General features: G+C 67.7%; 26 protein-coding genes and 1 other RNA gene. 11 read left to right on the top strand and 16 right to left on the bottom strand.

The window, feature by feature from the left end:
* Positions 1-134: 134 nt before the first annotated feature.
* Positions 135-887, bottom strand: coding sequence for a 3-oxoacyl-ACP reductase FabG (fabG, locus tag IU448_RS23680; RefSeq protein WP_195057847.1), 753 nt, complete (start codon positions 885-887; stop codon positions 135-137).
* A gap of 200 nt (positions 888-1,087) precedes the next feature.
* Complete coding sequence (locus IU448_RS23675; protein ID WP_195057846.1) at positions 1,088-1,717, bottom strand: TetR/AcrR family transcriptional regulator; 630 nt, start codon at positions 1,715-1,717, stop codon at positions 1,088-1,090.
* Between the two features lie 131 nt (positions 1,718-1,848).
* Here IU448_RS23675 and IU448_RS23670 point away from each other — a divergent pair, with 131 nt between their 5' ends.
* Complete coding sequence (locus IU448_RS23670) at positions 1,849-3,321, top strand: MDR family MFS transporter (RefSeq protein ID WP_324188690.1); 1,473 nt, start codon at positions 1,849-1,851, stop codon at positions 3,319-3,321.
* Between the two features lie 175 nt (positions 3,322-3,496).
* Positions 3,497-4,129: a DUF4870 domain-containing protein gene (locus IU448_RS23665; protein WP_195057844.1), complete on the top strand. Its 633-nt coding sequence runs from the start codon at positions 3,497-3,499 to the stop codon at positions 4,127-4,129.
* Positions 4,130-4,213: 84 nt separating this feature from the next.
* On the opposite strand, the gene IU448_RS23660 is transcribed toward IU448_RS23665, so the two are convergent.
* Both IU448_RS23660 and IU448_RS23655 read right to left on the bottom strand, forming a co-directional pair.
* Positions 4,214-5,101: an alpha/beta hydrolase gene (locus tag IU448_RS23660; RefSeq protein WP_195057843.1), complete on the bottom strand. Its 888-nt coding sequence runs from the start codon at positions 5,099-5,101 to the stop codon at positions 4,214-4,216.
* Between the two features lie 39 nt (positions 5,102-5,140).
* A complete protein-coding gene (locus IU448_RS23655) occupies positions 5,141-5,869 on the bottom strand; it encodes a 2-oxoglutarate/malate transporter (protein WP_195057842.1) in 729 nt (242 codons plus the stop codon).
* Positions 5,870-5,906: 37 nt separating this feature from the next.
* On the opposite strand from IU448_RS23655, the gene IU448_RS23650 reads away from it, so the two are divergent.
* The gene (locus IU448_RS23650) at positions 5,907-6,536 is read left to right on the top strand and encodes a TetR/AcrR family transcriptional regulator (RefSeq protein ID WP_195057841.1); all 630 of its coding nucleotides are present in this window, start codon (positions 5,907-5,909) and stop codon (positions 6,534-6,536) included.
* 53 nt (positions 6,537-6,589) lie between these two features.
* Positions 6,590-7,005: RNase P RNA component class A (gene rnpB, locus IU448_RS23645), an RNA gene on the top strand.
* Between the two features lie 309 nt (positions 7,006-7,314).
* On the opposite strand, the gene IU448_RS23640 is transcribed toward rnpB, so the two are convergent.
* Complete coding sequence (locus IU448_RS23640; RefSeq protein WP_195057840.1) at positions 7,315-7,596, bottom strand: hypothetical protein; 282 nt, start codon at positions 7,594-7,596, stop codon at positions 7,315-7,317.
* Between the two features lie 409 nt (positions 7,597-8,005).
* Here IU448_RS23640 and IU448_RS23635 point away from each other — a divergent pair, with 409 nt between their 5' ends.
* Positions 8,006-8,836, top strand: a complete 831-nt coding sequence (locus IU448_RS23635) for an SDR family oxidoreductase (RefSeq protein ID WP_195057839.1) — start codon at positions 8,006-8,008, stop codon at positions 8,834-8,836.
* 103 nt (positions 8,837-8,939) lie between these two features.
* On the opposite strand, the gene IU448_RS23630 is transcribed toward IU448_RS23635, so the two are convergent.
* The gene (locus tag IU448_RS23630) at positions 8,940-9,326 is read right to left on the bottom strand and encodes a hypothetical protein (protein WP_195057838.1); all 387 of its coding nucleotides are present in this window, start codon (positions 9,324-9,326) and stop codon (positions 8,940-8,942) included.
* A 381-nt stretch (positions 9,327-9,707) separates the two neighbouring features.
* On the opposite strand from IU448_RS23630, the gene IU448_RS23625 reads away from it, so the two are divergent.
* A complete protein-coding gene (locus IU448_RS23625) occupies positions 9,708-10,040 on the top strand; it encodes a hypothetical protein (protein ID WP_195057837.1) in 333 nt (110 codons plus the stop codon).
* Between the two features lie 79 nt (positions 10,041-10,119).
* Here IU448_RS23625 and IU448_RS23620 read toward each other — a convergent pair whose 3' ends face one another.
* From IU448_RS23620 to panB, 4 genes are all read right to left on the bottom strand, one after another.
* The gene (locus tag IU448_RS23620; RefSeq protein ID WP_195057836.1) at positions 10,120-11,001 is read right to left on the bottom strand and encodes a CHAD domain-containing protein; all 882 of its coding nucleotides are present in this window, start codon (positions 10,999-11,001) and stop codon (positions 10,120-10,122) included.
* Positions 10,998-11,963, bottom strand: coding sequence for a prolyl aminopeptidase (gene pip / locus IU448_RS23615; RefSeq protein ID WP_195057835.1), 966 nt, complete (start codon positions 11,961-11,963; stop codon positions 10,998-11,000). The genes IU448_RS23620 and pip overlap by 4 nt, the downstream gene beginning before the upstream one ends.
* 5 nt (positions 11,964-11,968) lie before the next feature.
* Complete coding sequence (locus IU448_RS23610; protein ID WP_195057967.1) at positions 11,969-12,385, bottom strand: hypothetical protein; 417 nt, start codon at positions 12,383-12,385, stop codon at positions 11,969-11,971.
* Positions 12,386-12,524: 139 nt separating this feature from the next.
* Positions 12,525-13,415, bottom strand: coding sequence for a 3-methyl-2-oxobutanoate hydroxymethyltransferase (gene panB, locus IU448_RS23605; protein ID WP_195057966.1), 891 nt, complete (start codon positions 13,413-13,415; stop codon positions 12,525-12,527).
* A gap of 148 nt (positions 13,416-13,563) precedes the next feature.
* Between panB and IU448_RS23600 the strand changes: the two genes are divergently transcribed.
* The 3 genes from IU448_RS23600 to IU448_RS23590 all read left to right on the top strand — a co-directional run bounded on the left by IU448_RS23600 (position 13,564) and on the right by IU448_RS23590 (position 19,604).
* Entirely contained in the window at positions 13,564-15,108 is a 1,545-nt protein-coding gene (locus IU448_RS23600; protein WP_195057834.1) for an alpha/beta hydrolase, read from the top strand.
* A gap of 88 nt (positions 15,109-15,196) precedes the next feature.
* Complete coding sequence (locus tag IU448_RS23595) at positions 15,197-16,534, top strand: glutamine synthetase family protein (RefSeq protein ID WP_195057833.1); 1,338 nt, start codon at positions 15,197-15,199, stop codon at positions 16,532-16,534.
* Between the two features lie 58 nt (positions 16,535-16,592).
* Positions 16,593-19,604, top strand: a complete 3,012-nt coding sequence (locus IU448_RS23590; protein WP_195057832.1) for a bifunctional [glutamine synthetase] adenylyltransferase/[glutamine synthetase]-adenylyl-L-tyrosine phosphorylase — start codon at positions 16,593-16,595, stop codon at positions 19,602-19,604.
* A 37-nt stretch (positions 19,605-19,641) separates the two neighbouring features.
* On the opposite strand, the gene IU448_RS23585 is transcribed toward IU448_RS23590, so the two are convergent.
* From IU448_RS23585 to IU448_RS23575, 3 genes are all read right to left on the bottom strand, one after another.
* The gene (locus IU448_RS23585; RefSeq protein ID WP_195057831.1) at positions 19,642-20,058 is read right to left on the bottom strand and encodes a DNA-binding protein; all 417 of its coding nucleotides are present in this window, start codon (positions 20,056-20,058) and stop codon (positions 19,642-19,644) included.
* Positions 20,055-20,345: a hypothetical protein gene (locus tag IU448_RS23580; protein ID WP_195057830.1), complete on the bottom strand. Its 291-nt coding sequence runs from the start codon at positions 20,343-20,345 to the stop codon at positions 20,055-20,057. Before IU448_RS23580 ends, IU448_RS23585 begins: the two co-directional genes overlap by 4 nt.
* A 94-nt stretch (positions 20,346-20,439) precedes the next feature.
* Positions 20,440-20,718, bottom strand: coding sequence for a hypothetical protein (locus IU448_RS23575; RefSeq protein WP_195057829.1), 279 nt, complete (start codon positions 20,716-20,718; stop codon positions 20,440-20,442).
* Between the two features lie 186 nt (positions 20,719-20,904).
* Here IU448_RS23575 and IU448_RS23570 point away from each other — a divergent pair, with 186 nt between their 5' ends.
* Together IU448_RS23570 and IU448_RS23565 are read left to right on the top strand one after the other, a co-directional pair.
* Positions 20,905-21,144 (top strand): hypothetical protein, encoded by a 240-nt coding sequence (locus IU448_RS23570; RefSeq protein WP_195057828.1) that lies wholly within the window; start codon positions 20,905-20,907, stop codon positions 21,142-21,144.
* Positions 21,131-21,694 carry a TetR/AcrR family transcriptional regulator gene (locus IU448_RS23565; RefSeq protein ID WP_195057827.1) on the top strand — a complete coding sequence of 188 codons (564 nt, stop codon included), beginning with the start codon at positions 21,131-21,133 and terminating at the stop codon, positions 21,692-21,694. Before IU448_RS23570 ends, IU448_RS23565 begins: the two co-directional genes overlap by 14 nt.
* A 133-nt stretch (positions 21,695-21,827) precedes the next feature.
* Here IU448_RS23565 and IU448_RS23560 read toward each other — a convergent pair whose 3' ends face one another.
* From IU448_RS23560 to IU448_RS23555, 3 genes are all read right to left on the bottom strand, one after another.
* The gene (locus IU448_RS23560; RefSeq protein WP_280457178.1) at positions 21,828-22,712 is read right to left on the bottom strand and encodes an alpha/beta hydrolase; all 885 of its coding nucleotides are present in this window, start codon (positions 22,710-22,712) and stop codon (positions 21,828-21,830) included.
* 244 nt (positions 22,713-22,956) lie between these two features.
* Positions 22,957-23,085 (bottom strand): putative transporter small subunit, encoded by a 129-nt coding sequence (locus IU448_RS29150; RefSeq protein WP_228813948.1) that lies wholly within the window; start codon positions 23,083-23,085, stop codon positions 22,957-22,959.
* On the bottom strand, positions 23,082-24,692 hold the full coding sequence (locus IU448_RS23555; RefSeq protein ID WP_228814143.1) for a sodium:solute symporter family protein: 1,611 nt from the start codon (positions 24,690-24,692) through the stop codon (positions 23,082-23,084). The genes IU448_RS29150 and IU448_RS23555 overlap by 4 nt, the downstream gene beginning before the upstream one ends.
* Positions 24,693-25,240: the final 548 nt, after the last annotated feature.

Raw genomic sequence — 25,240 nt, 5'->3', positions numbered from 1 at the left:
ACCGCGCGACGCGCCCACCGTTCGGACCACGAGACGCGCCGCGACGGCACAATCACGCCACGCACTGTCGAGAGCGAATACCGATGAATACGGGTGGGACGGCCCATCTGGGAGCCGTCCCGCCCGTGTGGCTGTCAGTCCTGCGGCCCACCCGCCACATAGATGACTTGCCCCGAGACGAATCCTGCACCCTCGCTGACGAGGAACGACGCGGTGTTCGCGATATCTTCCGGCCGGCCGACCCGCTGTACCGGGATCTGTGCGGCCGCCGCCTTCTGGAAGTCCTCGAAATCGACGCCCACGCGGGCGGCGGTGGCCGCGGTCATATCGGTGACGATGAAACCGGGGGCGATCGCGTTGGCGGTGACACCGTACTTGCCCAGTTCGAAGGCGAGAGTTTTGGTGAAGCCCTGCATACCGGCCTTGGCGGCGGAGTAGTTGACCTGACCCCGGTTGCCCTGCGCCGAGGTGCTGGACATATTGACGATCCGGCCCCATTTCTGTTCGACCATGTACTTCTGGGCGGCCCGGGTGAGCAGGAAGGCGCCGCGCAGGTGCACGCCCATTACGGTGTCCCAGTCGTCGACGCTCATCTTGAACAGCAGGTTGTCGCGCAGGACGCCGGCGTTGTTGACCACCACGGTGGGTTCGCCGAGTTCGGCGGCGAGCCGTTCGATCGCCGCGTTCACCGAATCCTCCTTGCTCACATCGGCGCCGAGTGCGAGCGCCTGCCCGCCGGCGGCGGTGATCGCCGAAACGGTAGCGGCGCAGGCGGCTTCGTCGAGATCGAGGACCCCGACTTTCATCCCGTCGGAGGCCAGCCGTTCGGCGATGGCGGCCCCGATTCCCCGGGCGGCGCCGGATACCACTGCGATCCTCTCGGCCATACGTTCGAGTCCTCTCCTGTGGGCGGGTAGTTCTTACGCCATCTAACAACGTGGGCGGGCAGGGGGCGAGCGGTTGCCGGCACAGATGTCTGCCGATGATGCGGTGCCTGCGCAACAGCGGGCCGGGGTCGGCGCAGACTTTGTCCCGTTCGGTGCTGACGTTCCCTCGTCCGTCGATTCGGTGGTTCGTCGTATACGGATCAGAGTGTGCGGATACGAGCGCACACGGTGCGGTAGATCGACGCCAGGTCGGAGTCGTCGCCGCCGGGGGCGCTGGCTTCGACCCATTCTTCGCAAGCGAGTTGCACCGCGAGCTGCGCGACCCGGACGATCGCCCGGACCCGGGAGCGGTCGGCGGCCGGGCATCGTCCTTCGATGAGTGCCATCGAACGTTCGGCGTTGTCGGCATAGTGGGCGACGGCGGCTCTGCTGAGGGCCGCGTCGGTCGAGACCAGCTTCTGGATCCGCAGGGCCGTCGCGGCGACTTCGCTCTGTTCGTCGTTGCGAATGCCTTCCATCATCCGGCCGATCGCGGTCTCCATATCCGCGAGCGACAGCGACCCCATATCCGCCGTTTCCAGGCAGCTGTGCACGGCCTCGTCGAAGCCGAACGAGTCGAACAGGACGCATTCCTCTTTCGTCGCGAAGTACCGGAAGAACGTCCGCTGTGAGATACCGGCCGCGCGGGCGATCTCCTCGCTGGTGGTGCGGTCGACGCCCTGCCGTTCGAACAGGGCGAGGGCGGCCTCGCGGATCTCGATGCGGGTGGCATTCCGGCGTCGCGCGCGCAGGTCGAGGGGTGGCGAATCGGGCGGCGTAGCGGTGAGCACGTGCCATAGGGTACTTCCTCGTATCCGACACAGGCATCCGCTGCCAATATGTCAGCGACTGTCATTTTTGTTAGGCTGCTCCGGTACCAGCGGCACGATCGAGCGGACAGACTCAGGTGATAGACAACTCGGTGGCGACAACCGACGATTCCCCAGACCACGACGACCGGGCTCCGGGAGCGTTCCTGCTGATCGGGCTGTTGCTCGTCGCCGCGTTCGTGGTGATTCTCAACGAGACGATTCTCAGCGTGGCCCTGCCGCGCCTGATGGTGGACCTCGAGATCAGCGCAGCCACCGCGCAGTGGCTGACCAGCGGCTTCCTGCTGACCATGGCGATCGTCATCCCCACCACCGGATTCATCCTGCAGCGGTTCGCGTTGCGCGCCATCTATATCGCCGCGATGTCGCTGTTCAGCGGCGGGACGGTGATCGCGGCGCTGGCGCCCGGATTCGAAGCCCTGATCGTGGGCCGGATCGTGCAGGCCGTCGGCACGGCGCTGATGATTCCGCTGCTGATGACCACCATTCTCAACCTGGTGCCCGAGCGGTCGCGCGGTAAGACGATGGGGCTGGTGTCGATCGTTATCTCGGTGGCGCCGGCCGTCGGGCCCACCGTTTCCGGGCTCATCCTGCAGTCGCTGAACTGGCGGGCGATGTTCTGGATCGTGCTGCCGTTCGCGGTTCTCGCGCTGGTGCTCGGCGGGATGTTCATCCGCAACGTGACCGAGCCGAGCAAATCGCACCTCGACTACCTCTCCGTACCGCTGGCGGCACTCGGATTCGGCGGCCTCGTGTTCGGGTTGAGCAGTATCGGCGAATCGGCGTCCGGGCACGCGCCGATCCCGCCGTGGGTGTCGCTCACGGTCGGTGCGGCCGCCCTCGCGCTGTTCGTTGTGCGCCAGCTGAAACTGGCGGACCGGGGACGGGCGCTACTGGATCTGCGGACGTTCGCGGTCGGGCCTTTCCGGCTCGCCGTCATCCTGATGGCGTGCCTGATGCTGAGCCTGTTCGGCGCGCTCATCATCCTGCCGATGTACCTGCAGAACGTGCTCGGCAAGGACGTCCTCACCACCGGTTTGGTTCTCCTGCCGGGCGGGTTGACCATGGGTTTGCTGGCCCCGTTCGTCGGTGCTCTCTTCGATCGGTGGGGAGCCCGGCCGCTGGTACTGCCCGGCACCATCGCGTTGAGCGCCGGCTGCTGGATTCTCGCCACCCTCGACCAGAACTCCTCGATCGCACTCGTGATCGCCGCGCACGTGATCGTGAGCGCCGGCATCAGTTGCGGACTGACACCGTTGATGACCTCGGCGCTGGGTTCGCTGCCGCCGCAGCTGTACTCACACGGCAGCGCGACGGTCAGCACCGTGCAGCAGGTCGCGGGTGCCGCGGGTACCGCACTGTTCATCACGATGATGACGCGCGGCACCGAATCGGCGCTCGACGAGGGCGCTGCGCCGGTGGTGGCTGCTGCCGACGGTGTGCACACCGCCTTCCTGGTCGCGGCTGTGCTGTCGCTGGTACTGATCGCCGCGGCGGCGATGGTGCGCTCCCCGAAGGAGACGGTCTCGACCGAAGAAAGGGACTCACTGACTGCGGCGCACTGAGGACACAGACGTTGTGCAGACAGTGACGTAGGGAAACCGCGCAGCTCCGGGCTCTCCGATGATCCGCGATGCCGGGCATCGCGCAGTTCACCTAGGGGTGGCAAAGCCGCACTCCCGTAGGCGGGTTCGCCCCCTTATGCTCGAGAAGTCCTGTCGCCTGCAAGTTTGGAATGTGATGACCGATCCTCAGCCGCCCTTCGACCTGTCCAAAGGGCAGCAGTACCCGCCGGGTCAGCAGTATCCGCCCGGCCAGCAGTACGCATCGGGGCAGCAGTACGCAGCGGGGGAGCAGTATCCGTCCGGTCAGCAATATGCGCCGGGCCAGCAGTACCCGCCGGGACAGCCGTACCCCCAGGGACAGCCGTATCCGCAAGGGCAGCCGTATCCGTCGCAGCCGCATTTCGGCGGTCAGCCGCAGTACGGCGTGCCCCCGCAGGGATACGCCTATCCGGGGCAGCCGCCGTACGGTGCGACCGGTGCTCCGGTCGCACCGGCCGATGCCAAGATGTGGGCCATGCTGGCGCATCTGGGTGGGATCCTGCTCGGCTGGATCGCACCGCTGATCGTCTATCTGATGTACAAGGACCGGGACGAGTTCGTGCGCCGGCACGCGGTGCAGGCGCTGAACTTCCAGATCCTGTTCTTCATCGGCATGATCGTGAGCATTCTGCTGATGATCGTTCTGATCGGCCTCATCCTGGCCCCGATCGTCGGGATCGCCGGCCTGGTCTTCATGATCATTGCCGGTCTGGCGGCCAACAAGGGCGAGGAGTACAAGTACCCGATCAATGTCTCGTTCGTGAAATGAGCGGTGGCGGGGGCCGGCGATCACCGGCCCGCCGTCACGACCGCGGTACCGCAACGGCGCAGTTGTCCGGTATCGCGGCGCTCGTCACGGACGCAGTACCGCGGTCAGGAATTCGGTCTGGTCGTAGACGGCCTGCTCGAACAGATCGTCGAAATAGATATCGAAATGCCCGGCGGGATAACGCTTCACTTGTGCATGCTTGGTTTTGCCCGCGGTCCGCAGCGCGGGTTTCACCGGGGTGATCGAATCCTTGTCGCACAATGCGTACAACACCGGCATCTTCAGTTCCTTCGCATGCCGGCCCGGCCGGTCGAACAGCAGCGGAAAAGCCGCGCGCGCCGGGATCTTCGGCCGGTAGGCGGGGCTTTCCTCGGCCAGCCGGCCGAACCCCGCCGGTACGTCGGCGCCGGTCAGCATCGCTGTGGCCCGTTTCCGCCCGGCGAGCCGGATCTGTACCGGTTTGCGGAATATCGTGCCGAACAGCGCATCCGCGACCGCCAGCGTGGTGACCTTCACCAGGCTGATCGGGCCTTTCGCCAGGGCCGAGGAGAGGCCGCTGACGAACGGCACCTGTGCCACGACCGCCGCGATATAGGCGTCGTCGGGTGCCACGGACAGCGCGTGACCGCCGCCCAGCGAGGTCCCCCACAGTGCGATCCGGGTAGCGTCGAAACCTCGCAGGGTTCGCGCATAGGCGATGGCGGAGGTCCAATCTTCGCGCTGCCGCGCGATATTCACCGTTTGCCGCGGTTCGCCGTCACTGCTACCGAAATGCCGGTAATCGAATACCAGTACCCCCATTCCCGCCGCGGCGAATCGCCGCGCGTACCGATCCAGACCCATTTCCCGGTTCGCTCCCAGCCCGTGCCCCATCACCACGATCGGGCGGGGTTTGGGCGGACCGGCCGGTAGGTACAGCCAGCCGGAACACTTCTGACCTCCCGACGGGAAGCCGACCTCCACACGCTCCATGATCAGTGACGGTACCGAGGTGTCGTTTCACCGCGGTTGTCAGTCCGGGTGGGCATCGGCGGCATGACCGGCCGACCTCATATTTCCGACGTTGGGGTGGGTGTGCCCGGCCGAGCGGATCAGGGTGATTCCGTAGCTGGTGAGCCACACCGCCCAGAGTAGCCAGCCGACCAAGCCGAACAGGGAGAAGTGGCCGTGACCGGTGACGATCAGCGGGGTGACTAGCGCGGACGCGAATTGCAAGCAGCCCGCTACGATTCCGAGTATCAGCTGCCACCGGGCGAGCAATCCGGTGACGAATCCGGCGGTGCCGAGTCCGAGCATCGCCAGGGCGAGGAATGTGCCGTTGAATCCGAACACCGCCTCGTGCAGCGCCCAGAGTGGGCCGATACCTGCCGGATCGTCGACCGTCGTCATCGCCAGGCGTACCGCTACCACGACGGTGAAGGTGGCGTTCTGTAGTAGTACTCCGGCGAAGCCGGCGTAGGCCCAGGCATTCCGGCCGCCCGCGGGGGTGGTCGCTGCCAGCGCGCCGGCCGCGAACAGTGTTGCCAGGGCCCATACGGCGGGCAGTAGTGCCGAGACCGCGAGGGTGGGCTGGTCGGCGGACAGGAAGAATTCGATTGCCTCGTCGGCGGACGAACCGGGTGGGGGCATTCCGGCGGGTACGAGGACGAGATTGGCGGCGACTATGAGCAGTGCGAAACCGATTCCGGCCGCGCCGGCGATGCGCTGGGCGGCTACGGCGCTGCCGAGTTTTCTGAGCATATATTCAATATAAGGTACGTAAACCGAAAGGGGAACCATGGACGGCGAGCCGGACCGGCGCCGATACGATTCGCTGCGCAGAACCGCGCAGGCGCAGGAGACCACCGCGCATATCGCCCGCTGCGCCCGTGAACTTTTCGTCACCCGGGGGTGGGCGGCCACGACGGTGCGCGAGGTCGCCAAGGCTGCCGGTGTCTCGGTGCCGACCGTGTACGCGGCCTATGGCAACAAAACCGGGCTCACCCGGGCCCTCGCCGACGCCGCGGACCTGTCCGGTGACCTCCCGCGCATGATCGCCGAACTGGAGACCGCGCCCGGGCCGGGCGCTCAACTGTCGGCCATGGCCGGTTACGACCGCCGGCTGTTCGAGCGGGCCGGCGATGTCATCGTGGCGCTGCGGGAGGCCGGCCGCGCCGAACCCGAACTCGCGCGTGAATATCGCGCCGGCCGCCGCCGTGCCGACGAGACCCGCGTTCGAGTGTTCTCCGGATGGCCGGATGGCGTGCTGCGCCCGGGGCTCACGGTGCCCGAGGCCGTCGATATCTACGCCGCACTCTGCAATATCGACGTGTTCACCGTGCTGACCGGCGAGCGTGGATGGGCTCCGGACCGGGTCGAGAGTTGGTGGGGCGGCGCCCTGGCACGGGAACTGCTGGCGGCCCCGTGATCGAACGGGCGGGGCGCGGGCCGCCGCCGGCGGCGAGTATCGTGTGCGGCGGATGAGCCGGCCGGGCGGTCGCGGCGCCGGGAACGGACACCCATACGGTGTCACGCCGGGCGCCGAGGAAAGTCCGGACTCCACAGAGCAGGGCGGTTGCTAACGGCAACCCGGGGCGACCCGCGGGACAGTGCCACAGAAAACAGACCGCCCGTGGCCCGTCAGGGCCGCGCGGTAAGGGTGAAACGGTGCGGTAAGAGCGCACCAGCGCCCCGGGTGACCGGGGCGGCTCGGTAAACCCCGCCCGGAGCAAGGTCGAAGGCCGCACCATCCGGTGCGGTTGCGCAGGTGTTCGAGGGCTGCTCGCCCGAGCCTGCGGGTGGACCGCTCGAGGTACCCGGCGACGGTGTGCCCAGATGGATGGCCGCCACCCGGTGCGAACCGGGCACAGGATCCGGCTTACAGGCCGGCTCATCCGCGCCCCGACCATCCCACGATTCGCACGGCTCTCAACCGGCTGGATCCGATGGGGCGGAACCGGTGTCCCGTCGACCCCACCGCTCTGCGACGCACGCAACAGCAGTGCCGCCAGGCCACCTGAGGGACGGGAAAACCACGGGAAACCGAGCACCGGCGGGAAACTTTCACGGGAAACTCCCATATACCCGTACCTTGTATCAATCTGCCTGAACAAGGCGCGCTGACCGCCCCGCCACGGCCACAGCAGGTCCTTCAACCGCTGCGGGATGTCCGATCCCGCAGGAATCGATGGCCCGAAGCCGGCCCGTTATGCAGCGGGCATACGGGCGGTCTCCACTCTTCCGTGGGCCGTTTCCCAACCCGCGACGAACGCCGCCCGTGCCGTATCCACATCGGTGGCCGCCACCCGGTGGGTGGTGCGATACTCCTCCCAGGCGGCCTCGCGAACCGCCCAGGCCCGGCTGTGGATGCCGGCCCGTAAAACCTCGGTCGCCAATTCGGTGACGGTCCGTCCCTTCACGGCTGCTCGATCCGTGAGAATCCGATGGTCCTCGGTGTGCAGGCGGACCAGGATATCGATATAGCTCATCGGAACTTCCTCGGGGCGGGGCCTTCACCGGAGCTGCGAACGCTTCGATTCGGGCAGGGCGGTCTCGGTGGCGGACGCCTGGGCGCCGGGGCTCAGGTGCCCGCCGGTTATCTGTGTAGTCGCGCAAGTTCGGCCAGGGGTTACTACGCCGGGTGTCCCAAAAAATAGGGGTTGGACAGCCGTGCTCGTGCCCACTAGAGTCGCCGCCGTCGGCACGCGCCGTGGTGGACGGGCCGGAGCAGCGCCGGTTATCGCCCTTTCCGGCGGGGGCCCAGGTTCGAATCCAGCCGAGAACTTCGGTTCTCGTCGCCCAGCGGCCCAGGACACCCGAATGCCGGCCTGCACGCCACGACCGTCCACCGTGCCGGAGAGCGTAGCCGGGGTGTGTTTCACGCGATGGGAGGGACGTATGACCATTCTGGTCACCGGGGCGACCGGCAATATCGGCCGGAAGGTGGTAGACGAACTGCTGGCCCGCGGCGTGCCGGATATCCGCGCGCTGACGGTGGACCCCGGCAAAGCCGCGCTGCCGGAAGGTGTCGAGGTCGTGCGCGGATATGTGCGCAAACCGGAGACCCTGCGCGGGGCGTTCGACGGAGTCGAACGGATTTACCTGGCGCCGGCGCCGGACACCGTGGCCGAAGTGGTGACCCTGGCCCAGGAGGCGGGAGTCCGGCATATCGTCGATCTGTCCGGCGAACCCGACAGCTGGTGGGGCACGGTCTCGGATGCGGTGGAGGCGAGCGGTCTCGCGTGGACCCATCTGTGGCCCGGGGATTTCATGGAGAACACCGAGATCTGGGCGCGTCAGATCCGAGAAACCGGCACCGTCCGCGAACCCGACCCCGAGGCCGGGAGCACCCCGATCGCCATGGACGATATCGCTGCCGTGGCCGCCTCGGCGCTGACCGGCGACGACCATATCGGCCGCGCCTTATCGCTGACCGGTCCGGAGAAACTCACCCGGGCGCAACTACTGGCTCAGCTGGCGTCCGCACTGGGCCGGGAAATCGAATTCGTGCGGTCGACCCGCGAGGAGACGATCCGGGTACTCACACCCACCATGGGCGATACCGCCACCTGGTACGTCGACAATGTGCTCAGCGGCCTGGACGGGATCACCGCGCCGCCCAATCGGGTCGCCACGGAAATCCTCGGGCGGCCGGCGATGACGTTCGCCGAATGGGCGGCGCGCTATGCCTCCGGGATTTTCGGTCCGGGCGCCGGGACGCCGGAATGAGCAAACGGGGTATTTTCGCCCTTTCCGGGTAATTCGGGCCGTTGATTCGGTCCGGTCCGAATCCGTTCCCGAAATAGCCCGGAAAGACCGGTATGGGCGGTTGTTACTGCTGAGCGCACATCGCCGCGACCATCTGATAGACGGCCTGGGTTTCCGCCGGTGCCGGCGCGGTGCCTGCGGTGCCCAGGCGTTCGGTCAACGCGGAGGTGGCCGCATCCTCGGGTTCACCCGACCGGATATCGGCGCAGGTCTCGGTGAAGATCGCCGTGATCGCGGCATCATTGCGGCCTTCGGCCAGCCCGGGAAAGGCGCCGCGAAATCCGATGACGAAGGAACCGGCCTTCACCTGGTCGATTGTCGCGGTACCGGGGTTCGCGACGGAGGAGGTGGCGGCGGTGGATTCCGGTTCCGCACCATCGCTCTGGCACGCGGCCGTCGCGACCGCGAGTACTACGAGGGCGGCGGGCAGGAGAACTGCGGGTCTTTGCACGGCCCGGATGGTAACTCCACGAGGTGGACATCGTCCCCCGCCGGGCGGGGGACGATGTTCACCCAGTGGCCGTTCAGGCCGAGGGGCCGATGACGAACATCTGCGCCAGAGTGGTGGCCTGCTGCGGGCCGACGAGGGGGAGCAGATAGTCATAGATGAGAGTGGACATACGTGAGGAAACTCCAACTCGGATTCGTCGAACGCTTACGGTCCGCCACAGTAGCAGTTACGGGGGCAGAGCGGATTTTTCGCGGGGAATTCGTGCAGAGGTGGCATAAAGGGTGATCGGCGTCATAAGGTATGCGCGTCGGCAGGCTCGCCGGCGCCCTCGAATGTGCCGTCGAGCCGATTCATACCTCTCGAAGACAGGTCACATCACTTATGCGGGTAGCACGTACCTTGGCAGCCGGAGCCTTCATCGCCGGGGCCGCATCTGTTCTCGCCACCGTGGGCGCCGGTTCGGCCGGTGCGGTCGCGGTGACGCCGCTGCCCGGCGGGGTGCGGGTCGACCTCAGCCCCGCGGACACCCAATGGGTGCACACCAGCAATTTCGGGCATATGCTCGCGGCCATCCCGCATCCGTCGGCTCCCTCGTTCGGGATGGCGCTGGACGCGGCTGCGGCGGTGTCGTCGGCGCACCCGAACGGGCGGGTGGTTTTCACCGTATTCGGCCCGTTGCACGAACTGAACGGGTCGATGCTCGCAGTGCAGTAGCGCGGCAACGTTTTTCGCGGCTCGGGCCGGTACCGGATCGGTACCGGCCCGAGCCGTCGGTGGCCGTATCGCGGCCGGTTCAGGTCTTGTCGATGGCCGCCGCGGCCGCCGGATAACGGGCCAGGCACCGTCCGGCCGCGGTGTCTTCGGCGTCGGCGAGCATTTCGTACAGGTGGATGTCCTCACCGGCGGCGTGCGCGGCGGCGGCGTGCGCACGGAGGGCGTCGTACGATTCGACCGCGTCGCGGTGATCGCCGAGCACTGTCTGCAGATGTTTTGCCCGCCCGCCCAGATCCGCGGCGAATTCGCCCAGCACGGCTTCCGCGGCCTCGCAGGAATACCGTAACCGCTTGGCGCTCTTGCGGATATCGTGCAGCATTTCGACCCGGTCGGCAGGCGCCGCGGTCGGTTCGGCCCGGACCAGCCGGCGTACCCGTTTACGGTCGGCCCGCAGGACGGCGTCGAAAACCCCGGGCGCGGCCGACCCGCTGAGCGAGGTGCGCAACGGCGGGTTGTCGCGCCAGTTCCGCAACTCCTCGCGGACGGCGCGGTAGCGGGTGCTGTCCAGCGCCTCGAGGATGGCGCCGTGTGCGGCGGCGTAGCGGTCGCGCTCGGCGCGGACCAGTCGTTCACGTGTCGGGCCCGATGCGGCACAGTCTTTTTCGGCGTACCGGTCGAGCAGGCCGGCGAAACGGGCAGCGCGGACCTCCGCGTCCCGGGCGACCCCCAGAATTCCGGCGAGCCAGGCCAGTTCGGTGCGTACCCGGTTGGCCGCATCGGCATCGAGCAGCCGTTTGCAGCTGCGCAGCACACTGCGCAGCCGCCGGGTCGCCACCCGCATCTGGTGCACGGAATCCTGGGCGTCGGCGCGGACTTCCGGTTCTGCCGCGAGCAGCCGATCGATATCGGCGCGTAACGCGGCGGTGAGCGCGGCCCCGGCGCTGCCGGGTTCGGTGCTCATCCGGGTACCGCCGCGAAAGTATCGGTGGCTTCGACGAGGTGGTGCACGATCCCGGGTTCGGTGGCCGAATGCCCGGCATCGTCGACGATCCGCAGCCGCGACTGCGGCCACGCCCGATGCAGGTCCCACGCGCTGACCGCCGGGCAGACGATATCGTGGCGGCCCTGCACGATGATCCCCGGAATATGGGTTATCGCGCCGATATCGCGCAGCAGTTGGCCCTCGTCGAGGAAACCGCCGTGCCGGAAGTAATGGTTCTCGATCCGGGCGAAGGCCAGCGCGAAACGGGGATCGGCGGCATCGGCGGTACGTGCCGGGTCCGGGCGCAGCGAACTGGTCGCCGCCTCCCAGGTGGACCAGGCGACGGCGGCCGCCGTCGCGACCTCCGGGTCGGGGGAGTGCAGCAGCCGGTGGTAGACCTCCACCAGGTCACTGCCGCGTTCGGCGACCGGGACCTGGGCGAGGAACTTCTCCCATTCGTCCGGGTACACGTATCCGGCGCTGCCGTTGTAGTACCAGTCGATTTCCTGGCGGCGCAGCAGGAATATGCCGCGCAGTACCAGTGCGGTCACACGGTGCGGATACTGCTGCGCGTAGGCCAGTGACAGGGTCGAACCCCAGGAACCGCCGAACACCAGCCACCGCTCGATACCGAGTTCGTCGCGTATCGCCTCGATATCGGAGATCAGGTGCGCGGTGGTGTTCACCGACAGGTCGGCGCCGTCGGCGATATGCGGGGTGGAATTACCGCAGCCGCGCTGATCCAGCAGCACGATCCGGTACCGCTCGGGATCGAAGTAGCGGCGGTTGAGGGGGGAGGTGCCGCCGCCCGGGCCGCCGTGCAGGAACACAGCGGGTGTACCGGCCGGGTTACCGCTGGTCTCCCAGTAGATCGCCTGACCGTCGCCGACCGCGAGCATGCCCTGGTCGTACGGTTCGATCGGGGGGTACAGGCTGCGCATACCGATCACAGCGTGAGCACGCCGGCGGCCAGTTCGGGCAATTCCAGTGCCTCGAGGGCCTGGGTCCGCACATCCGGGCAGGTGGCGGAGGTGGCCCGGTCGACGACGGCGGTATCGCCCAGCAACCGGGTGTTACCGATACCGTTGGTGAGCGCCCATTCGTGCGCCATCAGGTTCAGGCTCACCCGGCCCAGCGTCGGCCCCTGGATCCGCCAGTTCGACAGCTCCGGTTTCATCATGGCGCACAGGTTCTGCGCGGCTTTGTCCGAAACTTCGAGGGGGGTGGCGGGTGCGGCGCCGGTGGGGCTCGGCGCCGCGGTCGCGCTGGTGGTGGAAGTGCCGGAGGAGTCCGCGGTGGGCGAACCGGTCTGCGCACCACCGCATGCGGTGAGCAGCGCCGCCCCGCACACTCCCGCCACCATCAGGGCGCCCCGTGCTGTTCGAGCGGTTGTCCAAGCGCGTTGCCGCATCAGTACCTCTGTACTCGAGTCGAAGAACTTCTCGACATCGAGTTTGCCATCTCCGGCAGAGGTGGGAAGCCGCTGCGGCCCGGGCGCCGGCTCAGAAGCTGTGCTCGGGGCCCGGGAAAGTACCGCTGCGTACCTCGTCGGCGTACGCGGCGGCGGCTGTGCGCAGCTCATCGCCTACGGCGGCGAACCGTTTCACGAACTTCGCGGTCTTTCCGCTGGTGTACCCGGCCATGTCCTGCCACACCAGTACCTGCGCGTCGCAGTCGGGGCCGGCGCCGATACCGATGGTCGGAATGGTCAGCTTCTGAGTGACCTGACCCGCGACGTCGGCGGGCACCATCTCCATCACCACCGAGAACGCGCCCGCGGCCTGCACCGCGATCGCATCGGTCAGCAGGCCTTCGGCGCCCGCGCCGCGGCCCTGGACCCGGAACCCGCCGAGGGTGTTGACGCTCTGCGGGGTGAACCCGATATGTGCCATTACCGGGATCCCCGCGGCGGTGAGCAGGGCGATCTGATCGGCGACGCGTTCGCCGCCCTCCAGTTTCACCGCGTGTGCGCCGCCCTCCTTCATGAAGCGGGTGGCGGTCGCGAGCGCCTGTTCGGGCGAACTCTCGTAGGTGCCGAACGGGAGGTCGGCTACCACCAGGGCGTGCGGGGCACCGCGCACCACACCGCGCACCAGCGGAATCAGCTCATCGGTGGTGATCGGCACGGTGGTGTCGTAGCCGTACACGACATTGGCGGCCGAATCACCGATCAGCAGGACCGGGATCCCGGCCTCTTCGAAGAGGCGGGCGGTGGAGTAGTCGTAGGCGGTGAGCATGGCCCAGCGCTCGCCCGTCGCCTTCATCTGCTGCAGATGCTGGACGCGGGTCGGGCGGCGGGCCGGTTTCGCGGAATCCGCCGTGCCGGGAGTTTTCGCGGCGCCGTAGGCGGGGGTTTCCGCGGCGGAATCGGACACGGCTGATGATTCGGACATCATCGTCCCTTTCGTCTCCTCGAGGCCCTGGCCGGGTCCCCGGGTGGGTGTGACGCCTTCCAGTGTGCACCCGTGGCGGAGCCGGAACGAACCCTGCGACTCGGTGCGGTTGGTCACATCCACGGGCGCCGGTGCGGGTCGCGCTAGCATGGCGCCGGTGCGGAGTGGGTGGTGTGCAGTGCCGGCGGGTGTGCTGGCGACGGTGGTGTTGTTCGTCGCGGGATGCGCGGACGAACAAGAGGTGGCGACCGCGCCCCCGGCGCCCGTCCCCGCGGAACTGAGCCGGTTCTACGAACAGGTACCGCAATGGGAGTCCTGCGCCGGATACGCCGCGCCCGGGGAAAGCCTGCCGCCGGCCACGCAGTGCGCTCGTATCGAGGTACCGATCGACTACGCCGACCCCGACGGGCCGACCGCGCAACTGGCGTTGTCGCGGCTGCGGGCGAGCGGGGCACGGATCGGGTCGCTGCTGCTCAACCCCGGCGGGCCGGGTATGTCGGGACTGTCCACCGCGACGATCGGCGGCGGCACCCCGGTGGCCGAACGGTTCGACCGGGTGGGTTTCGATCCGCGCGGGGTCGGCGCGTCCATTCCCGCGGTGACCTGTCTGACCCCGCAGGAGGCCGACGCCGAACGCGCCGAGACACCGGAGCCGAACACGCCCCAGGGGATCGCCGCCGACGAGGCCGAGAACCGCGAATACGCCGACCGCTGTATGGCGCGTACCGGCGCCGATCTGCTCGCCCATATCGGGACCCGGGAAGTCGTGCAGGATATGGATATCATCCGGGCGGTCCTGGGCGATCCGAAGCTGAACTATCTGGGGTACTCCTACGGCACCCGGCTCGGCACCGCATATGCGGAGAAGTTCCCGGGGAATGTGCGGGCGATGGTGCTCGACGGCGCCATCGATCCCACCCAGGACCCGGTCGCGGAATCGCTGCGCCAGGCCGCCGGATTCCAGGCGGCGTTCGACGCCTACGCCGCGGACTGCGTGAAATCGGCGGACTGCCCACTGGGCACCGATCCCGCACAGGTGATCCCGCGGTTCCGGGAGCTGGTGGACCCGCTGCGGGAGACGCCCGCGGCCACCACCGATCCCCGCGGCCTGAGCTACGACGATGCGATCACCGGTGTCCAGCAGACCCTCTACAGCGCCGACTTCTGGCCGGTGCTCACCGTCGCGCTCACCGAACTGAGCCAGGGCCGCGGCGATACCCTGCTGCAGCTCGCCGATATGTACAACGGCCGCCGCGACGACGGCACCTACAGCAACCTGACCGACGCCTTCAACGCCATCCGGTGCGTGGACGATCCGCCGGTCACCGACCGGGAGGTGGCCGGGCGCCAGGACACCGAGTACCGCGCGGCGGCTCCCTTCCTCGACGACGGCCGCGGCACCGGCGCGGCGCCGCTGGAATTGTGCGCGGACTGGCCCGTACCGAACACGAGCCAACCGCACGAGATCTCGGTGGAAGGTCTGCCGCAGACGGTGGTGGTTTCCACCACCGGTGATCCGGCGACGCCGTATCAGGCCGGCGTGGACTTGGCCCGGCAGCTCGGGGCGGCCCTGATCACCCATGAGGGCGACAGTCACACCGTCGTATTCACCGGCGGCGCGACCTGCGTCGACGATGCCGTGATCAACTACCTGGTCGACCTGGAATCACCCCCCGAGGGACTGCGCTGCTGAGCCGGTATCCGGCTGTTCCGGCGAGCCGACACACAGCGCAGCACGTCATGTAACACGGATTTAACGCCGGGTGCTTACGCTCGCGGACATGGATCGCCAGAAGGAATTCGTGCTGCGGACGCTCGAAGAGCGGGACATCCGCTTCGTACGTCTCTGGTTCACCGATGTGCTGGGCTACCTGAAGTCCGTCGCCATTGCGCCCGCCGAACTCGAGGGCGCCTTCGAAGAGGGCATCGGATTCGACGGGTCGGCCATCGAGGGGTTTGCCCGGATCTCCGAGGCCGATATGGTGGCCCGGCCCGATCCGTCCACCTTCCAGGTGCTGCCGTGGGCCTCCAGCAAGGGTCACCAGCATTCCGCCCGGATGTTCTGCGATATCACCATGCCCGACGGTTCGCCGTCGTGGGCCGATCCGCGCCATGTGCTGCGCCGGCAGCTGAACAAGGCCGGTGACGTCGGGTTCAGTTGCTACGTGCACCCGGAGATCGAATTCTTCCTGCTGAAGAACCAGGCCGACGGTATGCCGCCCGTCCCGGCCGATACCGGCGGGTTCTTCGACCAGGCCGTCCACGACTCCGCCCCGAACTTCCGGCGCCACGCCATCGACGCCCTCGAATCCATGGGTATCTCGGTGGAGTTCAGCCATCACGAGGGCGCGCCCGGGCAGCAGGAGATCGATCTGCGCTACGCCGACGCGCTGTCGATGGCCGACAATGTGATGACCTTCCGCTACCTGATCAAGGAAGTCGCCATCGACGAGGGCGTGCGCGCGACGTTCATGCCGAAACCGTTCTCCCAGCACCCCGGGTCGGCCATGCATACGCATATGAGCCTGTTCGAAGGCGAGGCGAACGCCTTCGCCGACCCGGACGATCCGGACAACCTCTCGGGTACCGCGCGGGCCTTCATCGCGGGCATCCTCGAACACGCGCACGAGATCAGCGCCGTCACCAACCAGTGGGTGAACTCCTACAAGCGGCTCATCCACGGCGGCGAGGCGCCGACGGCGGCCTCCTGGGGCCGGTCCAACCGGTCCGCGCTGGTCCGGGTGCCCATGTACACGCCGAACAAGGCTTCTTCGCGGCGGGTCGAGATCCGCAGCCCCGATTCGGCCTGCAACCCGTACCTGACCTTCGCCGTCCTGCTGGCCGCCGGCCTGCGGGGCATCGAGAAGGGTTACGAACTGCCCGCGGAGGCCGAGGACGACGTCTGGTCGCTGACCGCGGCGGAACGGCGCGCCATGGGCTTCAAGGAACTACCCGGCACGCTGGACGAGGCGCTGAAGGCGATGGAACGGTCGGAACTGGTCGCCGAAACGCTCGGCGAGCACGTCTTCGATTTCTTCCTGCGGAACAAGCGCCGCGAATGGGCGGACTACCGAACCCAGGTGACGCCGTTCGAACTACAGGAGTACCTCGGTCTGTAACGACGCGGCGGGCGGGGGTCCGGCACACTTGCCGGCGCGAACCGGTTAACTTGGGCTCATGGTCCGCCCCCCGTCCGCCCGGTCCGCCGTCCCTCGCGCCGGCCGGCTCGGATTGCTCGAGCCGACGGCCGCCGAATCGCTGACGACCCTCGGCTGGGACAATGTCGAGAGCATCGCGGTGCTGTGGGCGCTCTCGCGCGCCCCGGACGCCGACCTAGCGCTCAACACCCTGATCCGGATCCGGGAATCGCTCGGAACCGAGTGGGCTGCCCTGGATTCCGCGATCCGAGCCGAGCCGACACTGCGCGGCCGGCTGTTCGCGCTCATCGGTTCCTCCACCGCGCTGGGCGATCACCTGGTGGCCGATCCGCGGGCCTGGACGATACTGCGCCGCGAGGAGCTGCCGGACCGGGACGAACTGATCGCCGATCTGCTCGCGGTGGCCGGCGCCGAACCGGAAACCGGGCCCAACGCGTCCCCGATGTTGTTCCGCGCCACCGAATCCGGGCCCGAAGTGGTGGCGGCGCTGCGTAAACGCTACCGCGATCAGCTCATGCTGCTGGCCGCCGTCGATCTGGCCGCGACCGTGGAGGACGAACCGGTCATCCCGTACGAAGTGGTGGGCCGCCAACTCACCGCTCTCGCCGACGCGGCGCTCACCACCGCTCTTGCGGTGGCGGTGGCGCGGGTGTGCCGCGACGAACCGTGCCCGGTGCGGCTGGCCGTAATCGCCATGGGCAAAAGCGGGGCGTGCGAACTCAACTACGTCAGCGATGTCGATATCGTGTTCGTCGCCGAACCCGCCGACGCCGTCGCCACCCGCCTGGCCGCGGAGATGATGACCGTCGGCAGTTCCGCGTTCTTCGAAGTGGACGCGGCGCTGCGTCCCGAGGGCAAGGCCGGGGCCCTGGTACGCACCCTCGAATCGCATCTGGCCTACTACCAGCGCTGGGCACGGACCTGGGAGTTCCAGGCGCTGCTCAAGGCGCGGCCGATGACCGGCGATCTGGAACTGGGGGAGCAGTACCGCGCGGCCACCGACGCGATGGTGTGGACCGCCTCCGAACGCCCGGATTTCGTGTCCGATGTGCAGGCCATGCGGCGCCGCGTGGAGGATCTGGTGCCCGAAGACCTGCGCGAGCGGGAACTGAAGCTGGGCAGCGGCAGCCTGCGCGATGTGGAGTTCGCGGTGCAGCTGCTGCAACTCGTGCACGGCCGGGTCGACCCGAAACTGCATGTGCAGGGCACCGTGGAAGCCCTCGCCGCCTTGGCCGCGCGCGGCTATGTGGGTCGCGAGGACGCCGCCAATCTCACCGCCTCCTACGAATTCCTGCGGCTGCTGGAGCACCGGCTGCAACTGCAGCGGCTCAAACGCACCCATACGCTGCCCGCCGCCGACGACGAAGAAGGGATGCGCTGGCTGGCCCGGGCCGCGCATATCCGGCCCGACGGTAAACGCGATGCGGCCGGGGTATTGCAGGTGGAGTTGCGCCGCAACACCAGCCGGATCCGGCGTCTGCACACCAAACTCTTCTATCGGCCCCTGCTGGAATCGGTGGCCAGTATCGAAACCGCCGCGCTGCGGCTCAGCCCGGATGCCGCCGTCCGCCAGCTCGCCGCGCTCGGATACGCCGACCCGGAACATGCTCTGGGCCATCTGCGCGCCCTCACCAGCGGTGTCTCCAGGAAAGGCCGGATCCAGGCCCTGCTGTTGCCGACCCTGCTGGCCTGGCTCGGCGATACCCCCGACCCGGACGCCGGCCTGCTCGCCTACCGGCGCGTATCGGAAGGCTTGAACGACCAGGACTGGTACCTGCGGGTGCTGCGCGACGAAGGCGCGGTGGGGCAGCGGCTGATGATGGTGCTGGGTTCCTCGGCCTACCTGCCCGATCTGCTCATCAATGCCCCCGAAACCATCCGGATGTTCGCCGACGGCCCCGAGGGGCCGCTGTTGCTGCGTACCCAGCCCGCGGATGTTGCGGGCAGTATCCTCACCGCCGCCGACCGCTACGACGACCCGAAACGTGCTGTCGCGACCGCACGTTCGCTGCGCCGGCACGAACTGGCGCGGGTGGCGTCGGCGGATCTGCTCGGGCTACTCGATGTGCCGCAGGTCTGCGCGGCGCTGTCGTCGGTGTGGGTGGCGGTGCTCGAGGCCGCACTGCGGGCGGTGATCCGGGCGAGTACCGCCGAACGCGGCGCGCCCGCGCCCGCGGATTTCGCGGTGATCGGGATGGGCCGGCTCGGCGGGCGGGAACTGGGCTACGGCTCCGACGCCGATGTGCTGTTCGTCTGCGACCCGCGGCCCGGCGAGGACGAGCACATCGCGGTGAAATGGGCCAACGGTATCGCCGAACAGGTGCAGAAATTGCTCGGTGCCCCCAGTACCGACCCGCCGCTGCAGGTGGACGCCGGTTTGCGTCCGGAAGGCCGCAGCGGGCCGTTGGTGCGCACCCTCGCCGCCTACGACGCCTACTACCGCCAATGGGCGCAACCCTGGGAAGTGCAGGCATTGCTGCGGGCGCATCAGGTATGCGGAGATCAGGAGCTGGGCCTGCGGTTCCTGCACACGATCGATCCGGTGCGCTATCCGGCCGGCGGTGTCTCGGCCGAGGCGGTGCGCGAGATCCGGCGGATCAAGGCCCGGGTGGATTCCGAACGGTTGCCCCGCGGCGCCGACCCCGCCACCCACACCAAACTGGGCCGCGGCGGGCTCGCCGATATCGAATGGACGGTGCAACTCCTGCAGTTGCGGCATGCGCACGAGGTGCCGGAACTGCACAACACCTCCACCCTCGAATCACTCGACGTCATCGCGCGTCACGAACTACTCGGCACCGAGGCCACCGATCTGCTCCGGCAGTCCTGGCTCACCGCGACCGCCGCCCGCAACGCCCTGGTACTGGTCCGCGGTAAACCCAGCGACCAACTACCCGCACCCGGCCGCACCCTGTCCGCGGTGGCGCGGGTGGCCGGCTGGCCCAGCGACGACGGCGGGGAATTCCTGGACAACTACCTGCGAGTCACCCGGCGGGCGCGCCGCGTGGTGGAACGGGTGTTCGGCGTCTGATCCGCCTTTCCGGTCCAGGACGCCGACTCGGCGCGACTCATACGCCGAGTACCCGTACCTGCTTTCCGCACAGCTGCACCATATCGTCGATATCCGAGGTGAGGACAGCAACGGGTTTCACCGCGCGAAGGGCCGTGGCGGCGACTACCGAGTCGATGGCGTACTGGTGACCGTGCAAGCCTGCCGTGCGCAGCAGTTCTATGGCGTGGAACGAGATTTCGTCGGTAACCGGCTCGATCCGCAAACGGGATAGGTGCCAGCGCAGCCGGTTACTGTTCGATCGCACATCGAAGGCTTCGATGGGGGTCAGGGCGCTGACGACGACCCGCAGATCGTTGTCGTGCGCCTCGCGCACGTAGGCCGTGACTCGGGGGTCGGCTCTTACCCATTTCGAAAGCCCCTCGCAGTCGAGTACCAGCGTTCCGGCGCTCAGGCGGCTCCGCCGGGGTGTCACTCGTTGTCCTGGCGCAGGTCGGGGTCTGTCTTGAGGTGACGAAAAAAGGCGGCGGCCTCATCGCGGAAGTCTGCTGTTGCGGATCCGGCGCGTTCCTCATTGGCACGCAGCGCCTCTTCGAGGAGGTCCCGTTCGATCTGACGTTCGACCGCGGCATCGACATACGCAGAGAAACCGCGTGTGCCGACCCGCTCACGAATCGCTCGAACGTTCCCGGCCCGTAGCGACACGCTGACCTTCGAGGCCGGGCCGTGGCCGGGGGGATAGTCCGCATGTGCTGCCGTCATGCCGCTATTTTACTACTCAAAGTAGGAATCTTCAGCTATCTGCGGGTCACGCGACCGATTCCGGCCCGTGGTCCGGGGCGCCTGGCGCAAACCCTCACACGGCGCCCAGTGAGCGCAGGCAGGTGACGACGGCCTCGAGTGCTCGCCGGTCCTCGAGGTCGGGCGGTCGGCTGCCACCCTCGGCTGTCACCGTCACCCGGGTGCCTGCGCGGATACCGAGACCGGTCCAGCACCACGGGAGAACGGGCAGGTTCACCGCGTGTCCACCCGCCGCGACGGTGATGCGAGAGGTGTAGCCCGCGGCGCTGATGGCCAGCTCTTCGGCGGATTCCGCGGTCAATGCACCGGGGGAACGGATTTCTTCGACGTACACGGGCCTCCTTCACCACGGATGCGCACAGCGTATTGATCTGCCCTCGATTGTGCCCGTGTCGCCGGTACACCGTGCCCGGCGGCCGGCACGCCGAATGCATCCGCCGCGGCCGGTTAGGTCAGCGGCAATGTAAAAACTCACTCGAGCCCTTCAACAACTCGTTCGAGCGGTATGTACCGCTCGCACTTGGACCTGCCTGCCGGCACAGGCGCCGCAGATGCGGCGGCGGCCGAGCAGTCGCTCGCCGTAACAGTCGACACCGTCACCGATGCGGCGGTCGTCGAGCACGCCCGGTCCGCGTTCGCCGACGCGGTGCAGACCACATCGTTCCTCGCCGCGGGGCTCCTCGTCGTCTCGGCGATGGTGGCCTGGCGGGTGATCCCCTCGCCACGGGATGTCGAGGTGAATGTCGATGACTCGCACTGAACCGGTTGCTACGCGAGACAAGGAACGCACTCGCCGGGCGATCCTCGAAGCGGCCGAGCAGATGTTCTCGGAGCATGGATCCAAGGCCAGTCTCGCCGCGATCGCGAAGGCGGCGAACGTGACCCAAAGCGGCCTCCGGCATCACTTCCCGAGCCGCGCGGACCTGCTGTCCGGGGTGGTCGAACACGCCATCGAGCGCTGCTGGGCCGAGATCCACGCCCGTATCGACCTGTCCGAGAACCGGCCGGGAAAGTTCACCCGGGGCTATATCCGCGCGATGACCGGCGGCGGCGACCTCTACGGGGCCATTCTCGACCCGATCGCCTTGAGCGCCGCGCTCGGCAACCTGTCCGAGGTCGAATCGCTGTGTGCACGGGACGCCGAAAAGCTGAACGCTGCCTTCGACGCCGACGGTCTGCCCCCAGTGCGTGTCCTGATCATCCGATCCGCCGCGGACGGGCTCGCGGTCGCACGGTCGAGCCCTTACCTGACCAGTGCGGACCTTGCTCTTGCCCGCGCGGAACTCCTGGCGATGACAGAGGAAGCCTGACGATTGCTGCGCTCGATCGATCGACACGACGAAGTGCGGGACGACACGACCCGGCGTGACGAAGACGAACCCGGCACCCGCTCCGGTTTCGCGAGCACAACCTGGCCACCGACCGGCCCCGCGGGCTTGCGGATCACACTCCTTCGCTGCGCGGTTCACCGGGCGCGGGCAGCCGGGCGGTCAGCCAGGTGACGACATCGGCGAGGACCCGATCGCGTTCGGGTTCGTTGAAGATCTCGTGGTACAGGCCGTCGTAGCGGCGCACCGTGAGATCGGTGCTGCCCGCATGTTCTTCGATCCGGTCGGTACTGGCCGGGGCGGCGATGGCGTCGGCGGTTCCGTGCATAGCGAGGGTGGGTACCCGCAACCGCGGCAGGCGGTCCAGTACCTGCCCGGCGGCGGTCAGGATTTCGGTGGCCGTGCGAGCGGGAAGTTTGCCGCGGAACACCAGCGGATCGTTGTCGTAGGCGGTGACCACGTCCGGGTCGCGGCTGATCTGCGACGAATCCAGGGCCAGCACACCCAGGTTCGGGGTCAGGCGGGTGAGCACCGGCGCCAGCAGACGCTGTACCGGGTTCCCGGCGTCGATGATCAGCGGCGGCGCCGAGACCACCACCCCCGCGACGTCCAGCGGCGCCCGGGTGGCCAGGTACAGGGTTATCAGCGCACCCATCGAATGCCCGAGCACGAACGCGGGCACCCCGGGATTCTCGGCCCGGGCCAGCTCGAGCAGGGCCGCCACCTTGTCCGCGGCATCGTCGATCGAACCGAGATTGGTGGGTGCGCCGATCCGTGCGGATTCACCGTGGCCCACATGATCGAGGGCATGGACCGCGAACCCGGCGCCGGCCAGCGTCCGGCCGACGTAGTCGTAACGCCCCGAATGCTCGGCCACCCCGTGGACGAGCACGATCGCTGCGCGCACCGGTGTCGCGGGTAACCAGGAGCGGCGGGCCAGCCGGTGACCCGCATGGTCGAATTCCCCGCGCTCGATGCGGATGTCCTGGTCGCCGCTCACTGGTCCTCCCTCGAAGCCGGTACCCGTGGTCCGCGGAAGCCGAGGCGTCGGCGGAGGTCTTCCATCATCATGGCTCCCGAACTCCTGGCTCGCCGGCGCCGCCCCGGCTCGGCGAGCGCGGTGAACAGGCTCGGTTGAATCCGATCAGCCGAGCCTAGTTCACCCGTGGCCGGCGCTCGCCGGTTCCGCGGATCTGTTCGCGATGAGCCGGATCGGTGCGGTGACCCGCACCCGGATACCGGCACTAGATGATGTCGCGGCCTTCTGACTTGGCCTCACGCAACTCGCGCAGGAACGCGCGCACGATGACGAAAAGCACGCCCGCAACGATCAGCGGCCAGATCAGCACATAAAGGGTGAGCAGGGCGGTCATACGGTTTCCTTTCCGGCCGGGTCCAGGGTTTCCGGCTGCGGAGTCTGCGCCGGCCGGGCGTCGAAATCGCCCGTACGTTGCTTGATGAGCGCGAAATCGAACTCACGCTTGGACAGCAGAGTCAGCACCACGCACGTCACCGTGCTCACGGAATAGGCCACCAGCGACCCGGACAGCACGGGGTAGGTGTGCAGGAATCCGATCGCGAACGGCGCGGCGGCGAGGGTCGCGACCGTGCCCGCGACGAGAGCGACTCGTTTGCCGAAGAACCCGAACGCCATCAGTCCGAGTACGACACCGATACCGATCGTGGCCCACACATCGGAGACGATGCCGAGAACACCCGACAGGTCCACCCAGGAAAAGCGGACGGGAACGAACGCGGCCAAGCCCAGCACCACCGCCGCGCTGAACGCGAGGTTGGTGACCCGGTTCCAGTAGAAGCTCGCGATCACCGGGAACACCAGCGCGCCCCACATCGCGCCCACGAACACGAGCAGATCGAGGATGTTCAGCTGGGAGCCGGCGAAGTACAGCGCCGCCGCGATCGCGACGATCATGGTGATCCGGCCGATCAGGATCATCGTGCGCGGATCGGCATATTTCTTCCCTGCCACGTTGTGCCCGTAGATATCGGCCATCGTGATGGACGCGAGCGCGGTGAGGTCGGCATCGGCGGTCGAGGAGAGCGAGCCGATGATCATCACGAAGAACAGGCACAACAGCACCGGGCTCAGATACGTCGCCGCCATCTGCGGTATGAGGTTGTTGACATCGCCGTCCATCGGCTGGACACCGGCATACAGCGCGATGACACCGAGCATTCCGATCCCGATGATCGTGGCCCCGTACCCCACCGTCGCGGTGACGAAGGTCTTCTTGATCAGATCCTCGCGCACCGCGAACAGCCGCTGCGCGATCGTCTGATTGCCGATGGCGTAGGCCAGTACCGCCGCGATATAGGGGGCGCCCTGGTTGAAGAACGCATCGGAGGAGAAGAAATTGCTTTGCTGCGGAGTGAGATTGGCTGCGCCGGCCTCGAACAGGCCGGGACCGCCCGCGGCGAAGAAGACCACCGGAATGATGATCACGACCGCGCCGAGCATGGCGAGCACTTGTGCGAAGTCGGTCAGCACCGAGGCACGGAATCCCGACCACAGCGTGTACAGCAGAATCCCGGCCGCGATCGCCACGATGCCCTGACTGAACGTGAAGGGTGTGAGCATGCCGATGAGCGCACCGCCCGCGATCAGGTTCGAGGTGAGGCTGATCAGACTGCCGATCACATTCGATCCGGCGAGCATGAGCTGGCTGGAGCGGCCGTGCCGGGCGTACATGACCTCGGCGATCGTGTGCGCACGTGGTGCGACCTGGCGGATCCGCCGCCCGAACGGGTAGATCAGCAGGATCATCAGCGCGCCCCACAGCCCGTAGTGAATCGGGCCGGAGATCCCGTAGGTGTACCCGGATGTTGCGGAGGCATACATCGACGACGCCCAGATCCACGTGGCCGTCATCGAAGCGGCGGAAATACCGAAACCGATACGTCCGCCTCCGGTCATATACCCGTCGGCGTTCTCCTTTTTCCTGCTGATCCGGATGGACATATACAAGCTGCCACCGAAGAACAGGAGAATGAGCAGGACCACGACAGGTCCGGATAGGCGTTGTAGCTCGCCCACAGCGTTCTCACTTTCTCGTCATGAACCCGGCCCACGCGCGGCGGGCCGAGTGAACGGCCGGAGGGAACGCCGGGTCAATCGGGCGGGACGATGCGACCGGCGTGGCCGGGGACGCGCTGTGTGAAATCCACAGTTCTCCTTTCTGCTGCGTGCTACCGCACGACGAGCGCCATCCGGGGCGGCGCTCGCCGTCGACCGGAACCGGCCGGACGCGGAATTGCCGCCTGTCCGCCTGCGGGCGCAGCGAAGCCCCGGCCCCTCTCGCGAATGTCCGAGCGCGTGGCAGCGAGATATCGCGACTGGCCTTACATTGCGGGCGCAGCGAAGGCCGGGCCCGGTCCCGATATCCGAGCGCGCGACAGCTGATACCGCGATGGGCCCCGAGGACAGTGGCCGCCGCGAAGGATCGCGTACGACGGCGCATACGCCGGGCGGTGTGAATCCACCGAATTCCGTGAGCGGTCGGCACCGCT

Source organism: Nocardia flavorosea, from assembly GCF_015477805.1.
In the GTDB taxonomy this organism is placed as follows: domain Bacteria; phylum Actinomycetota; class Actinomycetes; order Mycobacteriales; family Mycobacteriaceae; genus Nocardia; species Nocardia flavorosea_A.
The sequence above is the reverse complement of the archived record's forward strand: the minus strand, read 5'-3'. Positions and strand labels throughout refer to the sequence as shown.

Bases quoted from the DNA above. Each gene is read 5' to 3' on its own strand.
- fabG (WP_195057847.1), bottom strand. From the start codon at position 887: ATGGCCGAGAGGATCGCAGTGGTATCCGGCGCCGCCCGGGGAATCGGG.
- IU448_RS23665 (WP_195057844.1), top strand. From the start codon at position 3,497: ATGACCGATCCTCAGCCGCCCTTCGACCTGTCCAAAGGGCAGCAGTAC.
- IU448_RS23660 (WP_195057843.1), bottom strand. From the start codon at position 5,101: ATGGAGCGTGTGGAGGTCGGCTTCCCGTCGGGAGGTCAGAAGTGTTCC.
- IU448_RS23655 (WP_195057842.1), bottom strand. From the start codon at position 5,869: ATGCTCAGAAAACTCGGCAGCGCCGTAGCCGCCCAGCGCATCGCCGGC.
- IU448_RS23650 (WP_195057841.1), top strand. From the start codon at position 5,907: ATGGACGGCGAGCCGGACCGGCGCCGATACGATTCGCTGCGCAGAACC.
- IU448_RS23640 (WP_195057840.1), bottom strand. From the start codon at position 7,596: ATGAGCTATATCGATATCCTGGTCCGCCTGCACACCGAGGACCATCGG.
- IU448_RS23635 (WP_195057839.1), top strand. From the start codon at position 8,006: ATGACCATTCTGGTCACCGGGGCGACCGGCAATATCGGCCGGAAGGTG.
- IU448_RS23625 (WP_195057837.1), top strand. From the start codon at position 9,708: ATGCGGGTAGCACGTACCTTGGCAGCCGGAGCCTTCATCGCCGGGGCC.
- IU448_RS23620 (WP_195057836.1), bottom strand. From the start codon at position 11,001: ATGAGCACCGAACCCGGCAGCGCCGGGGCCGCGCTCACCGCCGCGTTA.
- pip (WP_195057835.1), bottom strand. From the start codon at position 11,963: ATGCGCAGCCTGTACCCCCCGATCGAACCGTACGACCAGGGCATGCTC.
- IU448_RS23610 (WP_195057967.1), bottom strand. From the start codon at position 12,385: ATGGTGGCGGGAGTGTGCGGGGCGGCGCTGCTCACCGCATGCGGTGGT.
- panB (WP_195057966.1), bottom strand. From the start codon at position 13,415: ATGTCCGAATCATCAGCCGTGTCCGATTCCGCCGCGGAAACCCCCGCC.
- IU448_RS23600 (WP_195057834.1), top strand. From the start codon at position 13,564: ATGGCGCCGGTGCGGAGTGGGTGGTGTGCAGTGCCGGCGGGTGTGCTG.
- IU448_RS23595 (WP_195057833.1), top strand. From the start codon at position 15,197: ATGGATCGCCAGAAGGAATTCGTGCTGCGGACGCTCGAAGAGCGGGAC.
- IU448_RS23590 (WP_195057832.1), top strand. From the start codon at position 16,593: ATGGTCCGCCCCCCGTCCGCCCGGTCCGCCGTCCCTCGCGCCGGCCGG.
- IU448_RS23580 (WP_195057830.1), bottom strand. From the start codon at position 20,345: ATGACGGCAGCACATGCGGACTATCCCCCCGGCCACGGCCCGGCCTCG.
- IU448_RS23565 (WP_195057827.1), top strand. From the start codon at position 21,131: ATGACTCGCACTGAACCGGTTGCTACGCGAGACAAGGAACGCACTCGC.
- IU448_RS29150 (WP_228813948.1), bottom strand. From the start codon at position 23,085: ATGACCGCCCTGCTCACCCTTTATGTGCTGATCTGGCCGCTGATCGTT.
- IU448_RS23555 (WP_228814143.1), bottom strand. From the start codon at position 24,692: ATGTCCATCCGGATCAGCAGGAAAAAGGAGAACGCCGACGGGTATATG.